A 12,949-nucleotide genomic window follows, 5' to 3' on the forward strand; every position below is an offset into this window, starting at 1 on the left:
CCGGGAACCGGTGCGCGGCACCTAAAGTTCGCTCACCATTAACCCTGCACCCAGTAGTTGTCGTGGCGGACGAACCACTCCCGGCGTTCGTCGTCGGTCATGTCCGCCAGCGCCGCGAAGCCCTCGAAGTAGGCCTCCCGCGGCGCGCCCGGCGCGAACAGCATCAGGATCGACGCCGGTTCGTCGGCCTCGTTACGGAAACCGTGGACGCCGCCGGGCGGTACGTAGAGGAAGTCGCCCTGCCGGCCCTCGGCCCACTGGGTGCCGTCGTAGAGCTTCATCGTGCCCGAGAGCACGAAGAACGCCTCGGACATCGCCCGGTGGAAATGCGGCCCGGGCCCACCACCGGCCGCGGGGATGTCGACGCGGTAGAGCCCGTAGTCGCCGTCGGTCGCCTGCTGGTTGGCCAGGTAGTGGTACTTGGCGCCGCCGGCTTCGTAGTCGGGCGGCGAGTCGGCCCGCTTCAGCCACGCGCTGAGCTCGGGCTCCCCCTTGGTGTATCGGGGTGGGGGATAGGGCGGCACGACAAGGGACATGCTTCCAGTGTGCGGCTATACCATCGCGGGGGTGGCGGAGTCGGCGGCGGAAGAGGTTCGGGCGGAACGGCTGCTGGACGCCCAGCAGAACGCGGAGCGGCTTTTCGACGAGATCGAACGGCGCGCCATGATCCGGCCCGGCGTCTCCGAGCAGCAGTTGTCCGACGAGATCAACCGGCTCGCCGCCGACATGTTCGGGGTCACCCGGCACTGGCACCGGCGGATCGTGCGGGCCGGTGAGAACACGCTGCAGCCCTTCCACGAGCGCCCGCCGGACCGGGTCGTCGCCGACGGCGACGTCGTCTTCCTCGACCTCGGCCCGATCTTCGCCGAGTGGGAGGCCGACTTCGGCCGCACCTTCGTGCTCGGCGACGACCCCGACAAGACCGCCGTCCGCGACGCGCTGCCCCGGGTGTGGCGGGCCGGCCGCGAGTACTTCTTCCGGCGACCGGGCGTCACCGGCGCCGAGCTGTACGACTTCGTCGTCGGGGTGGCGCACGCCGAGGGTTTCGAGTTCGCCAGTCCCATCGCCGGGCACCTGGTCGGGGAGTTCCCGCACAAGAAGATCGCCGGGCCCGGCGTGCAGTGGTACATCGCGCCCGGGTCGGACAAGCCGATGCGGCGCAGGGACCCGGCCGGCCGCGTCTGTCATTGGATCCTGGAGATCCACCTGGCCGACCGGGCCCGCGGCTTCGGCGGTTTCTACGAGCAGCTGCTCGACCTGCCCTAGTGCCGATCGCATGCGCCGGGCGCGGCGGGTCGGCACCATCGACCTCAGCCGAGGGGATACCTGACGCCGGTGAGCTCCTCGGAGACCGCCCACAACCGCCGCTGCACGTCGACGTCGCGCGACTTCTCGCTGGATCCCACGAGCTTGGGATAGCCGCGGGTCTCGGCGAACCCGTCCGGGCCGTAGTACTGGCCGCCGAGCACGCCCGGGTCGGTGGCGGCGCGCAGCGTCGGGAGCGCGCCCATGGCCGCGTCCTGAGCGATCACCGAGAAGAACACGTTGACGAACGGCCGGAAGGCCGTGGGCGTGTAGCGGCCCAGCTCGGTGTTCGACCCGCCGGGGTGGGCGGCGGCGGCGATGGTCGTGCCGTGGGGGGCGAGCTTGCGCTGCAGCTCGTAGGTGAACAGCAGGTTGGCCAGCTTGGCCTGCCCGTAGGCTGCCACCCGGTTGTAGGAGCGCTCCCATTGCAGGTCGTCGAAGTGGATGTCGGCGAGGATGCGGTGGCCCATGCTGCTCACCGTCACGACCCGCGAACCGGCGACCGGCAGCAGCCGCTCCAGCAGCAGGCCGGTGAGCGCGAAGTGGCCCAGGTGGTTGGTGCCGAACTGCATCTCGAAGCCGTCTTTGGTGGTTTCCTTCGGCGTGTACATGACGCCGGCGTTGTTGATCAGCAGGTCGATGCGCTCGTAATCGGACTTGAGCTGCTCGGCGGCGGCGCGCACGGAGTCCAGCGACGTCAGGTCGAGCTCGGCCAGCGCCACGTCGGCGCCGGGGCTCTTGGCGGCGATCCGGGCGGCGGCGTCCTTGCCCTTGTCCAGATTGCGCACCGCCAGCACGACGCGGGCGCCGTGGTCGGCCAGCGCGGCGGCCGTCTCGTAGCCGAGACCGGTGTTGGCCCCGGTGATGACGGCGACGCGACCGGTCTGGTCGGGGATGTCCGCGGCGGTCCACTTGGCCATGACAGGCTCCTTGAACTAGTAGAGTAAACGGGGCGAGCGCTCCGGTTGTTGCCCACTATACGGAACGCGCGCCCCGTTTTGTCAACGTCTAGGCGGTGAACAGATGGCGCAGCCCGCACGGCCGTTGCGCGCCGACGCGGCGCGCAACCGTGCGCGCGTGCTGGACGTCGCCTACGAAACCTTTGCGGCCGAGGGCCTGGCCGTGCCGGTCGACGAGATCGCCCGGCGTGCGGGGGTCGGGGCCGGCACCGTCTACCGGCACTTCCCGACGAAGGAGGCGCTGTTCGCGGCGGTCATCGAGGACCGCATGCGGCGCATGGTCGACGACGGCCGTGCCCTGTTGACGTCCGAGGGGCCGGGGGAAGCGCTGTTCGCCTTTCTGCGCTCGCTGGTGTTGCAGTGGGGGGCCGCGGACCGCGGCCTGGTGGACGCCCTGGCCGGCTACGGAATCGACATCGCCTGCGCGGCGCCCGAGGCCGAAGACGCCTTCAAGGCCGTGCTCGGCGAGCTGCTGCGCGCCGCGCAGCAGGCGGGCACCGCGCGGCGCGACATCGACATGCGGGACGTGAAGGCGATCCTCGTCGGCTGCCAGGCGATGCAGGCGTACGACTCCGCGCTGGCCGAGCGGGCGACCGACGTCGTCATCGACGGCTTACGCGCGCAGCGATAAGGCCCCCGCTGTTCTTGCACTCGGCATATGCGAGTGCTAAGAATGACGTTGGCACTCGCGACTGGCGAGTGCTAGGTCGGGACGGTGAGACCAGCAGACACCTGGGGTCGTCCGTCGCGGGCACTGCACCCGGCCAGCGTAAGTAATGGGGTGACCACCCGTGGTCACCCGGTGTCATCCCCGATCCGGAGGAATCACTTCGCAATGGCCAAGACAATTGCGTACGACGAAGAGGCCCGTCGCGGCCTCGAGCGGGGGCTGAACGCCCTCGCCGACGCGGTAAAGGTGACGTTGGGTCCCAAGGGCCGCAACGTCGTCCTGGAGAAGAAGTGGGGTGCCCCCACGATCACCAACGATGGTGTGTCCATCGCCAAGGAGATCGAGCTGGAGGACCCATACGAGAAGATCGGCGCCGAGCTGGTCAAGGAAGTCGCCAAGAAGACCGACGACGTCGCCGGTGACGGCACGACGACGGCCACGGTGCTGGCCCAGGCCCTGGTCAAGGAGGGTCTGCGCAACGTCGCGGCCGGCGCCAACCCGCTGGCGCTCAAGCGCGGCATCGAGAAGGCCGTCGAGAAGGTCACCGAGACCCTGCTCAAGTCGGCCAAGGATGTCGAGACCAAGGAGCAGATCGCCGCGACCGCCGCGATCTCCGCTGGCGACCAGTCGATCGGCGACCTGATCGCCGAGGCGATGGACAAGGTCGGCAACGAGGGCGTCATCACCGTCGAGGAGTCCAACACCTTCGGCCTGCAGCTCGAGCTCACCGAGGGCATGCGGTTCGACAAGGGCTACATCTCGGGCTACTTCGTCACCGACGCCGAGCGTCAGGAAGCGGTCCTCGAGGACCCGTTCATCCTGCTGGTCAGCTCCAAGGTGTCGACGGTCAAGGACCTGCTGCCGCTGCTGGAGAAGGTCATCCAGGCCGGCAAGCCGCTGCTGATCATCGCCGAGGACGTCGAGGGCGAGGCGTTGAGCACCCTGGTCGTCAACAAGATCCGCGGCACCTTCAAGTCCGTGGCCGTCAAGGCCCCGGGCTTCGGTGACCGCCGCAAGGCGATGCTGCAGGACATGGCGATCCTCACCGGTGGCCAGGTCATCAGCGAGGAGGTCGGCCTGTCGCTGGAGAGCGCCGACGTCGCCCTGCTCGGTAAGGCCCGCAAGGTCGTCGTCACCAAGGACGAGACCACCATCGTCGAGGGCGCCGGTGACACCGACGCCATCGCCGGGCGCGTGGCCCAGATCCGCCAGGAGATCGAGAACAGCGACTCCGACTACGACCGCGAGAAGCTGCAGGAGCGCCTGGCCAAGCTGGCCGGCGGTGTCGCGGTGATCAAGGCCGGGGCCGCCACCGAGGTGGAGCTCAAGGAGCGCAAGCACCGCATCGAGGACGCGGTGCGCAACGCCAAGGCCGCCGTCGAGGAGGGCATCGTCGCCGGTGGTGGCGTGGCCCTGCTGCAGGCGGCTCCGACGCTGGACGAGCTCAAGCTCACCGGCGACGAGGCCACCGGCGCCAACATCGTCAAGGTGGCGCTGGAAGCTCCGCTGAAGCAGATCGCCTTCAACTCCGGGCTGGAGCCCGGCGTTGTCGCCGAGAAGGTTCGCAACTCGCCCGCCGGCACCGGCCTGAACGCCGCCAGCGGTGAGTACGAGGACCTGCTCAAGGCCGGCGTTGCCGACCCGGTCAAGGTGACCCGCTCGGCGCTGCAGAACGCGGCGTCCATCGCGGCGTTGTTCCTGACGACCGAGGCCGTCGTCGCCGACAAGCCGGAGAAGGCGGCCGCACCCGCGGGCGACCCGACCGGCGGCATGGGCGGCATGGACTTCTAGGAAGTCGACGAAAAGCCCGGTCTGCGTTGCAGGCCGGGCTTTTTCGTATCCGCCGAGCTCGGCGGGGTAGGTTCGACCGCGTGGCCCTTCCGACTCCCTCACCCACCAGCACCGCCGTCGTGACCGGCGCGTCGTCGGGCATCGGCGCCGACATCGCGCGGGAACTGGCCGACCGCGGCCACGGCGTCACCCTCGTCGCCCGCCGCGAAGACCGCCTGCGCGAGCTGGCCGACGAACTCGCGGCCAGCGGAGTGCGTGTCGAGGTGATCGCCTGCGACGTCGCGGATCCCGCCGCCCGCGCGGGCCTCCTCGACGAGGTCGGCCACCGCGGGCTGACCGCCGACATCTTGGTCAACAACGCCGGCATCGGCACCATGGGCTCGGTGACGAAAACGCCCGTCGCCGCGGAGATCGCCCAGGTGCGCGTCAACGTCGAGGCCGTCATCGACCTGACCACCCGCGCGGTCCAGCAGATGGTGCCGCGCGGACGTGGCGCGATCCTCAACGTCGGATCCACCGCGGGCTTCCACCCCATCCCGGGCCAGTCCGGCTATTCGGCCACCAAGGCGTTCGTGAACACCTACACCGAAGGGGTGCGCGCCGAGCTCGCCGGCACCGGTGTCACGGTCGCGCTGCTGTGCCCCGGCCCGGTGCGCACCGAGTTCCTGCAGAACGCGGGCATGGACGAGCGGGACTTCGCCAGCGCGTTTCCGAAGTTCATGTGGATGCCGTCGCGGGACGTGGCACGGGTGGGCGTCGACGCGCTCGAGCACGACCGCGGAACGGTGATCGCCGGGCTGCCGAGCCGGGTGACCACCCGGGTGTTCCAGTTCATGCCGCGGCGGTTGCTGCTGCCGCTGCTGAAGAGCCAGCATCCGGGACTCAAACGGGACGCGGACCGGTCACCGGCCTGAGGGCCAGCGCCGCATCCAGCCCTCCGCCGGAAGCGCCAGCGCGTTGCACAGCGTGCAGATCGTGCGATACCAGCCGACGGCGGTGAGCAATTCGATCCGCTGTTCGTCGTCGAGGTCTCGCCCCAGCGCAATCCAGGTCGCCTCCGACCACGAGCCGGTGCGCTCCAGCTCGTCCACCGCCTCGATCAGCGTCCGCTCGGAAGGGCTCCACCGCACGCCGTCCGCCCCGCCGGTCACCAGCGCGTCGCATTCGTCGTCGCTGACACCCGCGATCGGTCCCCAGAACGCCGCCTGCCCGCCCCACTCGTACTCGCAGCCGACCAGCGCGCACGTGCGAAGGATCGCGATCGTCCGCGTCCGAGGAGGCAAAAGCGCTGCGGTATAGAGTGATTCGCCGAGCTTGCGCAGCCGGCTGGCTAGTGCCGGGTGGCGCTGCAGGCAGCGCACCAGTAGCAGGGGTTCATAGGTGCGGTCCGGGTGGCCCCAGCTGTTGATTCCAGTCGCGTCTTCCGCACTCCACGGCGGGGCGAGCGGTGCGACGCGGCTCACGCCGGCTCGCTGAACACGACGCAGTCGTGCAGGCAGCCCTTTGCCGCGCCGGGGGAGTCGGGGTCGGCCTCGCGGTGCAGCAGCGCGCGGGAGGGTGCCACCGTGAGCCGAACGGCGTCCCCGGCGTCGGTGACCTCGGCCGTCCCGTCGACGATCAGCGAATAGCCGCCGGGCTCGGTCGGGGGCCACAGCAGGGTGACGTCGCGGCGCTGGGCGAGATTCTGCCGGGTGCGGCCGCCGATGAGGCCGATATCGATGGTCGCCCCGCTCAGCCGCGGTTCGACCGTCACGGTGTGCACGCGGTAGTCGTCGTCCACGGTGACCAGGTAGGCGTACGGGTAGTCGGGGAGGGCGGCGGCGAGCCGCTCGAGGTCCACCTTCTTCTTCGTGCGCATGGTGCTCCAGGATAGGCCGGGCCGGGCCGCTAGAGCGTGCGCGGAACCCGCGCCGCCGGGAGGCCGAACGTGAGCTGGCCGCTGCTGCTGAAGTGGAAACCGAGGTTCTGCAGGACCTGCTGCCAGGGCGCCAATTTCTCCACGGCCGCCGACGCGTCGGCATGGTAGCCATACATCGCCTCCACGTCCGACGCCCACATCTGGTCGTAGGCGGCCTCGATGTCGGCGATCGCGGGGGTGTTCTGACCCAGATGATTGTTGGCCGACAACGCGTGCGCCAGAGCGCGATTGGCCGCGACCACCGCGGGCTGGACCGTGGCCGCCAGCGCGCCCTCGAACGCGGCCGCGACGGCCGAGGCCTGGCTGGACACCGCCTCGGCCTGGGCCGCCGCCGCGCTGAGCCAGCTCACGTAGTGCGTGGCGAGGGCCATCATCGCCGCCGAGGAGGGGCCCTGCCAGGACCCGCTGGCGAGGTTTGACGTGACCGAAGAAAACGATGATGCTGACGAGGCCAAGTCCTCGGCAAGGCCGTCCCAGGCTTCCGCGGCAGCAAGCAGCGGCCCGGCTCCGGGACCCGAATGGATTCGTGCCGAGTTCACTTCTGGCGGCAACCACGCAAAATGCGGGCTCGTCACCGGCTTAACTTACCCGGGATTCGGCCGATTTGGTGGCGTTATTGCGCGGCTACTGGCCCGGGCCGGCGCCCGCGGACCAACTTGCCCGGGCGAGCCTCGGTCGGCACGCCGTTTTCCGCGATCACTTCGCCGGCGACGATGGTCGCGACGTACCCGTCGGCCGTCTGGTCCAGGCGCCGCCCCCCGGCGGGCAGGTCGTAGCTGATGACCGGCTTGTGCAGCCGCAGCGCGGCGTGATCGATGACGTTGAGGTCGGCCTTGTAGCCCACGGCGATGCGGCCCCGGTCGCCCAGCCCGGCGACGCGGGCCGGCACCGACGTGAGCTCGCGGACGGCCTCCGGCACGGTGAACCGCCCCGACTTGCGGTCGCGTGCCCAATGCGCCAGGAAGTACGTCGAATAGCTGGCGTCACAGATCATCCCGTAGTGCGCGCCGCCGTCGCCGAGCCCCAGCACGACGTCCTCGCGGTGCAGTAGCTCGCCGACGGTGTCCAGCGAGTTGCCCTGCAGGTTGCTGGTGGCCACCAGCAGCATGGCGCGGCCGTCGTCGTCAAGCAGGCGGTCGTAGGCCTCCGCCATCGGGTCGACCCCGCGGGCGCGGGCCCTGGCGCCGATGCTGGTCGACGGGTCCGGCTCGTAGTCGGGGTTGTCGCCCAGCGGGAAGATCCAGTCCCACATCTGCGCCACGTAGAGGATCGGATGACCGACCCCGGGCTTGTCGGCCAGGATGCGGGCGCGCACCTCCGGCTTGCGCATCTCGGCGACCCGCTCGGCCAGCGGCAGGTGCGCGATCTCCCGGTAGCTGGGGTAGAGCACGAACGGGTTGGCGGACAGCTGCAGCCCGATGATCAACCCGATCGGCCGGGGCAACAGCTGCGCGGTGATCTGGGGGTCGCCCGCGCCGGCCCGGGAATTCGCCTTCTCGATCATGGTGATGGCGTCCGGCCAGGTCGGGTCGCCGGCGTTGGCGACGACCAGCGTGAAGGTGAGCGGCAGGCCGACATCCTCGGCCACGTCGAACACCATCTGCAGCACCGGCTCGTAGCCACCGGCCGGGATGTCCGGCACGAACTGCAGCAGGCCGCCGCCCCCGTCCACGACACCGCGGGCGATCTCCTCGATCTCCTCGCGGGCGGCGTCGTAACTGGGGATGGGCGAACCGCTTTCGGTCTTGTGGATCGTCAGCCGGGACGACGCGAAGCCCAGCGCCCCGACCTCGACCGCCTCCTTGGCCAGCGCCCGCATCTTGGCGAGGTCTTCGGCGGTGGCCGGTTCGCGGTTGGCGCCGCGCCGGCCCATCACGTAGACCCGCAGCGGGGAGTGTGGCAGGTAGGCGGCGACGTCGATGTCACGCTTGCCCGAGTCCAGCGCGTCCAGGTATTCGGGGAACGTCTCCCACGTCCAGGGCAGCCCGTCGGTCATGACCACGCCGGGGATGTCCTCGACGCCGGCCATCACGTCGACGAGCACGTCGTGGTCCTCCTGGCGGCACGGGGCGAAGCCGACCCCGCAGTTGCCCATCACCACCGTGGTCACCCCGTGCGCCGACGACGGGGTCAGGCGCTCCGACCAGATGGACTGTCCGTCGTAGTGGGTGTGCAGGTCGACGAAGCCGGGGGTGACCAGGAACCCGGCGGCGTCGATCTCCCGCCGTGCTGCTTCCCCGTTGACGTCACCCACGGCCGCGATGACGCCGTCGCGCACCGCGACGTCGCCGGCGAACGGCTCCCCGCCCAGCCCGTCGACGATGGTGCCATTGCGGATGATCAGGTCGTACGTCATGCAATCAATCTACGACCGCGCCGGTGGGTGGTGCCAGGCTCTAGTGTCGCTGGTATGGCCAACACCTCCAGCCCCGACGCCGCCGCCCAGGAACTGCTCCGCGACGCCTTCACCCGGTTGATCGAACACGTCGATGACATCGCCGACGGGTTGACCGACGAGGTCGCCACCTATCGGGTCACCCCCGGGGCCAACAGCATCGCCTGGCTGATCTGGCACAGCGCGCGGGTGCAGGACATCCAGCTGGCCGACGTGGCCGGCGTCGAGCAGGTGTGGCTGCGCGACGGCTGGGTGGACCGGTTCGCACTGGACCTGCCGCGCAACGACACCGGCTACGGGCACGGCCCCGAGCAGGTCGCCAAGGTCAAGGCGCCCGCGGACCTGCTGTCCGGCTACTACCGCGCGGTGCACAAGCTGACCCTCGAGTACATCGCCGGCGTGACCGCCGCCGACCTGGAGCGGGTGGTCGACACCAATTGGGACCCGCCGGTGACGGCCAGCGCGCGGTTGGTGAGCATCATCGACGACTGCGCCCAGCACCTGGGCCAGGCCGCCTACGTCCGCGGAATCGCCCCCTAGGGCTTGGGTTCTCGCACCGTGCGATTCGTGGCCGCGGTCTTGCGGGCGGTGCTGTGGCTGGCCGCGACCGTCGCACTGGCGGTGGCGGTCCCGGCGGCGTGGCTGCAGTGCAACGTCGTCAGCGAGGGCGGCTATGCGGCGCTCGCGCAGCGGGCCGCGGGCGATCCCGCGCTGCAGTCCGCCGCGGCCGACGAATTGACCAATCGCGCGATGGCACTCATCGCGGCCCACGACGGCGGACGCCAGCCCGCGGACGCCGCGCAGCTGCACGCCGCCGCCGCCGCGTTCACGGCCGGGCCGACGTTCCCGGCGCTGTTCGCCCGGGCGAACCGGGCGGCGCACCGCTGGCTGTTCAGCACCGACGGGGCGGGTGGGTCATGGGCGATCGACGTGGCCCCGATGCTCGAGGATCCCTCGCTGCAGCGCATATTGAGCAGCCACAACGTGAAAGCGCCTGCGACCCTGACCGTTCCGCTGACGGCGTCGGCGCCGCGGTCGCTGCGGCGCGGGCAACTCGGCCCGCTGGCCACGTGGGGGCCGTGGGTTGCCGTCGGAGCGGTCGCCCTCAGCGTTGGCTGCGCCGTGCTGACGCTGGTCGCCGCGCGCCGCCGCGGCAAGGCGCTCACCAGCCTCGGCGTCTCCGCGCTGCTGGTCGGCGCCGGCGGATGGGCGGGCATCGAGATCGCCGGCCGCTACGTCGACGCCGCGCTCAACCGCACCACCGGCGACATCCGCCGCATCGCCGAGGTGATGGTCGGCCACGCCGAGGCGAGCCTGCACGAGTGGCTGAACCTGGCGCTGCTCTCCGGCGCCGCACTGGTGGTCGCCGGTGTGCTCGCCGCCATGCTGGGCGGCCTGCGGAAGAAGCCCGCCGGCTAGCCGAAGGTGAACGAAAACACTTGCAGACCAGGGCTGACCCGCATGTCGAGCCGCTCGCTGCTGGCGGCCCCGTCGGCCACGATCTGGTGCAGGGTGGGCGGCCCGCCGATCGGCGTCGTGGTGGTGTTCCCGTTCCGGGTCACCGTGAGGGTGCCCGTGCCGCCGACGACGACGTAGACGTCCTTGGCCGTGTAGTTCAGCCGGAAGGCGGCGTCGTCGCTCTCGGCGGTGGCGCCCTGGTCGTCCAGCTTCCACCGGCCGGCGAGCGCGAACCTGTCGCCCCCCAACTCCGGTGGATAGCCGAACGTGCCCGTCTTGTAATCGCCTGTGCCGCCGTAATTCACGGCCCGCTCGACCCCGAGGTAGGTCTCAGGGGTGAGCCTGGTGCGCGGCGTGGTGTCCGGCGAGTGCGTCGGCGCGGGCAGCCGCGCGTCGGGGCGGGCGTCGACGAGCAGCGCGCGGATCAGCTTCTCGGTGCCGTCGTAATCCCCCTCACCGAACTTCGTGTGCCGGACCGTCCCGCTCGCGTCGATCAGGTATTCGGCCGGCCAGTAAAGGTTTTGGTAGTTGTTCCACGTGGTGTAGTCGTTGTCCAGCGCGATGGGGTAGGTGATGTGCAACGCGGCGGCGCCGCCGGCCACATTGGCGGGCACCCTTTCGAAGGCGTACTCCGGGGTGTGCACCCCGATGACGACGAGCCCGGCGTCGTGATACCGGTTGTACCAATCGATCACGTGCGGGATGGCCCGCTGGCAATTGATGCACGAATACGCCCAGAAGTCGATCAGCACCACTTTGCCGCGCAGCGAGGCCAGGTCGAGCGGGGCACCGCCCGGCGTGTTGAGCCACCCCGTGACCCCGCTGACCGCGGGCGCGGGCCCGCACCGCTCGAGGCGCTCCGCGCCGTCGGCGCAGTCGCCCAGCGCGCCGGCGCCACCGCTGCCGGCAAGCTTCTGCCGGATCGTGTTGGCGCCGACCGCTTTCTGCATGGCGGCCGTGTAGTCGGGGACCGCGCGTTGCAGCGTCGCGGGCAGGTTGAACACCAGCGCGACCGCCAGCACGATCATGGTGAGTCCGCCGGCGACCGACACGACGCGCCGGCGCCGGCGGAACGCGCCGACGCGCTCGGCGACTCCCCGCCCGGCCAGCGCGAAGGCCAGCAGCGGCAAGGCGGTGCCGACCGCGAACGCGGCGGTGAGGATCAGGATGGGCACGCCGATGGACGCGGTGCCGCCCGCGACCACGATCGCGGCCAGCACCGGTCCCGCGCACGGCACGTACAGCGCGCCGAGCGTCAAACCCAGCCCGAAACCGCGTCTGCCCGTGCGTAGTTGACGCTGCGGCAGGCGGGCGAACGGCCGCTCGACCAGGTGCTGCAGGGGCGGGAAGATCAGGCCGAGCCCGATCAGCGTCAGCACCACCAGCGCGGCCCAGCGGATCGCGTCCTGCGGCAGGTGCAGGGCCGACAGGATGGCCGAGCCGACCAGGGTCACCACGCTGAAGCTGCAGACCAGGCCCGCGATGACCGCGTACGGCCGGCTGGTGGCACCGCGCGCCCCCGTGCCGTCGACGCCCGAGAAGAAGACCACCGGAAGCACCGGCAGGATGCACGGCGAGACGCCGGTGATGAGGCCGCCGAGGAATCCGATGAGCGCGATGGTGTGCATAGCTACATACACCGTTTACCTGCCCGGATGGTTCAACTGACCCGGAACAAATCACGCCCCGTGCGTTATACAAATCACACAATGTGCGTTACGCTCCATCGGTGGCGCAGTTAACCTTCCAACGCGCCCGCACCGAGGAAAAGAAGCGCCAACGTGCGGAGGCACTCGTGGAAGCCGCGCGTTCGCTGGCGCTGGAGACCGGCGTCGCCTCGGTCACGTTGACGGCCGTCGCCAACCGGGCCGGCATTCACTACTCCGCCGTCCGCCGCTACTTCACCTCGCACAAGGAAGTGCTCCTGCACCTCTCCGCCGAGGGGTGGGTGCGGTGGTCGAACACCGTGTCGGAGAAGCTGGCCGAACCCGGCCCGAAGTCGCCCTCGCAAATCGCCGAGACGCTGGCCAACGCCCTGGCCGAGGACCCGTTGTTCTGCGACCTGCTGGCCAACCTGCACCTGCACCTCGAACACGAGGTGGACGCCGAGCGGGTGATCGAGGTCAAGCGGATCAGCACCGCCGCCACGCTCTCGCTCGCCGATTCCATCGAGAGCGCGGTGCCCGAACTCGGCCGCTCGGGGTCGCTCGACATTTTGTTGGCGGCGTACTCGCTGGCGGCCACGCTGTGGCAGGTCGCCAACCCGCCCGAGCGCCTCACTAACCTCTACGCCGAGGAGCCCGAAGTGCTTCCCCCGGAGTGGAATCTGGACTTTACTTCCGCCCTGACCCGCCTGCTGACTGCGACGTGCGTCGGTCTCATCGCGGAGAAGCCATGAACAAGGAGGCCGGGGAGCCGTGGCTTGGCGAACTCCAGCCGGTGAAGAGGGGGAA

The 12,949-nt window shown here is 70.3% G+C and carries 14 protein-coding genes; 7 read left to right on the top strand and 7 right to left on the bottom strand.

Going from position 1 to position 12,949, the window contains the following annotated elements; genetic code table 11:
- Window positions 1–38: 38 nt before the first annotated feature.
- On the bottom strand, window positions 39–536 hold the full coding sequence (locus tag G6N51_RS21865) for a cupin domain-containing protein (RefSeq protein ID WP_083172453.1): 498 nt from the start codon (window positions 534–536) through the stop codon (window positions 39–41).
- Here G6N51_RS21865 and G6N51_RS21870 point away from each other — a divergent pair.
- Window positions 535–1,266 carry a M24 family metallopeptidase gene (locus G6N51_RS21870; RefSeq protein WP_083172451.1) on the top strand — a complete coding sequence of 244 codons (732 nt, stop codon included), beginning with the start codon at window positions 535–537 and terminating at the stop codon, window positions 1,264–1,266. The genes G6N51_RS21865 and G6N51_RS21870 overlap by 2 nt on opposite strands.
- Window positions 1,267–1,310: 44 nt before the next feature.
- Here the strand turns inward: G6N51_RS21870 and G6N51_RS21875 are convergent, their stop codons facing one another.
- Window positions 1,311–2,225: an SDR family NAD(P)-dependent oxidoreductase gene (locus tag G6N51_RS21875; protein ID WP_083172449.1), complete on the bottom strand. Its 915-nt coding sequence runs from the start codon at window positions 2,223–2,225 to the stop codon at window positions 1,311–1,313.
- A gap of 103 nt (window positions 2,226–2,328) precedes the next feature.
- On the opposite strand from G6N51_RS21875, the gene G6N51_RS21880 reads away from it, so the two are divergent.
- From G6N51_RS21880 to G6N51_RS21890, 3 genes are all read left to right on the top strand, one after another.
- Entirely contained in the window at window positions 2,329–2,895 is a 567-nt protein-coding gene (locus tag G6N51_RS21880) for a TetR/AcrR family transcriptional regulator (RefSeq protein ID WP_083172447.1), read from the top strand.
- A gap of 204 nt (window positions 2,896–3,099) precedes the next feature.
- The gene (gene groL, locus G6N51_RS21885; protein ID WP_077099793.1) at window positions 3,100–4,725 is read left to right on the top strand and encodes a chaperonin GroEL; all 1,626 of its coding nucleotides are present in this window, start codon (window positions 3,100–3,102) and stop codon (window positions 4,723–4,725) included.
- 80 nt (window positions 4,726–4,805) lie between these two features.
- Complete coding sequence (locus G6N51_RS21890) at window positions 4,806–5,639, top strand: SDR family NAD(P)-dependent oxidoreductase (RefSeq protein WP_083172445.1); 834 nt, start codon at window positions 4,806–4,808, stop codon at window positions 5,637–5,639.
- Here the strand turns inward: G6N51_RS21890 and G6N51_RS21895 are convergent.
- The 4 genes from G6N51_RS21895 to G6N51_RS21910 are packed head-to-tail and all read right to left on the bottom strand — an operon-like array spanning window position 5,628 to window position 8,999.
- The gene (locus G6N51_RS21895) at window positions 5,628–6,188 is read right to left on the bottom strand and encodes a carboxymuconolactone decarboxylase family protein (protein ID WP_083172443.1); all 561 of its coding nucleotides are present in this window, start codon (window positions 6,186–6,188) and stop codon (window positions 5,628–5,630) included. The genes G6N51_RS21890 and G6N51_RS21895 overlap by 12 nt on opposite strands.
- Window positions 6,185–6,583: a hypothetical protein gene (locus G6N51_RS21900; RefSeq protein ID WP_083172441.1), complete on the bottom strand. Its 399-nt coding sequence runs from the start codon at window positions 6,581–6,583 to the stop codon at window positions 6,185–6,187. Before G6N51_RS21900 ends, G6N51_RS21895 begins: the two co-directional genes overlap by 4 nt.
- A gap of 29 nt (window positions 6,584–6,612) precedes the next feature.
- Window positions 6,613–7,218 carry a PPE family protein gene (locus G6N51_RS21905; protein ID WP_083172439.1) on the bottom strand — a complete coding sequence of 202 codons (606 nt, stop codon included), beginning with the start codon at window positions 7,216–7,218 and terminating at the stop codon, window positions 6,613–6,615.
- A gap of 38 nt (window positions 7,219–7,256) precedes the next feature.
- A complete protein-coding gene (locus G6N51_RS21910) occupies window positions 7,257–8,999 on the bottom strand; it encodes an N-acyl-D-amino-acid deacylase family protein (protein ID WP_083172437.1) in 1,743 nt (580 codons plus the stop codon).
- Window positions 9,000–9,053: 54 nt separating this feature from the next.
- Here G6N51_RS21910 and G6N51_RS21915 point away from each other — a divergent pair, with 54 nt between their 5' ends.
- Both G6N51_RS21915 and G6N51_RS21920 read left to right on the top strand, forming a co-directional pair.
- Entirely contained in the window at window positions 9,054–9,578 is a 525-nt protein-coding gene (locus tag G6N51_RS21915; RefSeq protein ID WP_083172435.1) for a mycothiol transferase, read from the top strand.
- A gap of 18 nt (window positions 9,579–9,596) precedes the next feature.
- Window positions 9,597–10,457 (top strand): hypothetical protein, encoded by an 861-nt coding sequence (locus G6N51_RS21920; RefSeq protein ID WP_083172433.1) that lies wholly within the window; start codon window positions 9,597–9,599, stop codon window positions 10,455–10,457.
- Here G6N51_RS21920 and G6N51_RS21925 read toward each other — a convergent pair.
- Window positions 10,454–12,124, bottom strand: coding sequence for a cytochrome c biogenesis protein DipZ (locus G6N51_RS21925; protein ID WP_083172431.1), 1,671 nt, complete (start codon window positions 12,122–12,124; stop codon window positions 10,454–10,456). The two genes, G6N51_RS21920 and G6N51_RS21925, sit on opposite strands and share 4 nt — an antisense overlap.
- Before the next feature lie 83 nt (window positions 12,125–12,207).
- Here G6N51_RS21925 and G6N51_RS21930 point away from each other — a divergent pair, with 83 nt between their 5' ends.
- A complete protein-coding gene (locus G6N51_RS21930; protein ID WP_142274992.1) occupies window positions 12,208–12,894 on the top strand; it encodes a TetR family transcriptional regulator in 687 nt (228 codons plus the stop codon).
- Window positions 12,895–12,949: the final 55 nt, after the last annotated feature.

Origin of the sequence: Mycobacterium paraseoulense, from assembly GCF_010731655.1 — a bacterium.
GTDB lineage: Bacteria > Actinomycetota > Actinomycetes > Mycobacteriales > Mycobacteriaceae > Mycobacterium > Mycobacterium paraseoulense.

What these genes read in the sequence shown, in the direction of transcription:
- G6N51_RS21870 (WP_083172451.1), top strand. Translation starts at nt 535, where the DNA reads ATGCTTCCAGTGTGCGGCTATACCATCGCGGGGGTGGCGGAGTCGGCG.
- G6N51_RS21865 (WP_083172453.1), bottom strand. Translation starts at nt 536, where the DNA reads ATGTCCCTTGTCGTGCCGCCCTATCCCCCACCCCGATACACCAAGGGG.
- G6N51_RS21875 (WP_083172449.1), bottom strand. Translation starts at nt 2,225, where the DNA reads ATGGCCAAGTGGACCGCCGCGGACATCCCCGACCAGACCGGTCGCGTC.
- G6N51_RS21880 (WP_083172447.1), top strand. Translation starts at nt 2,329, where the DNA reads ATGGCGCAGCCCGCACGGCCGTTGCGCGCCGACGCGGCGCGCAACCGT.
- groL (WP_077099793.1), top strand. Translation starts at nt 3,100, where the DNA reads ATGGCCAAGACAATTGCGTACGACGAAGAGGCCCGTCGCGGCCTCGAG.
- G6N51_RS21900 (WP_083172441.1), bottom strand. Translation starts at nt 6,583, where the DNA reads ATGCGCACGAAGAAGAAGGTGGACCTCGAGCGGCTCGCCGCCGCCCTC.
- G6N51_RS21910 (WP_083172437.1), bottom strand. Translation starts at nt 8,999, where the DNA reads ATGACGTACGACCTGATCATCCGCAATGGCACCATCGTCGACGGGCTG.
- G6N51_RS21915 (WP_083172435.1), top strand. Translation starts at nt 9,054, where the DNA reads ATGGCCAACACCTCCAGCCCCGACGCCGCCGCCCAGGAACTGCTCCGC.
- G6N51_RS21925 (WP_083172431.1), bottom strand. Translation starts at nt 12,124, where the DNA reads ATGCACACCATCGCGCTCATCGGATTCCTCGGCGGCCTCATCACCGGC.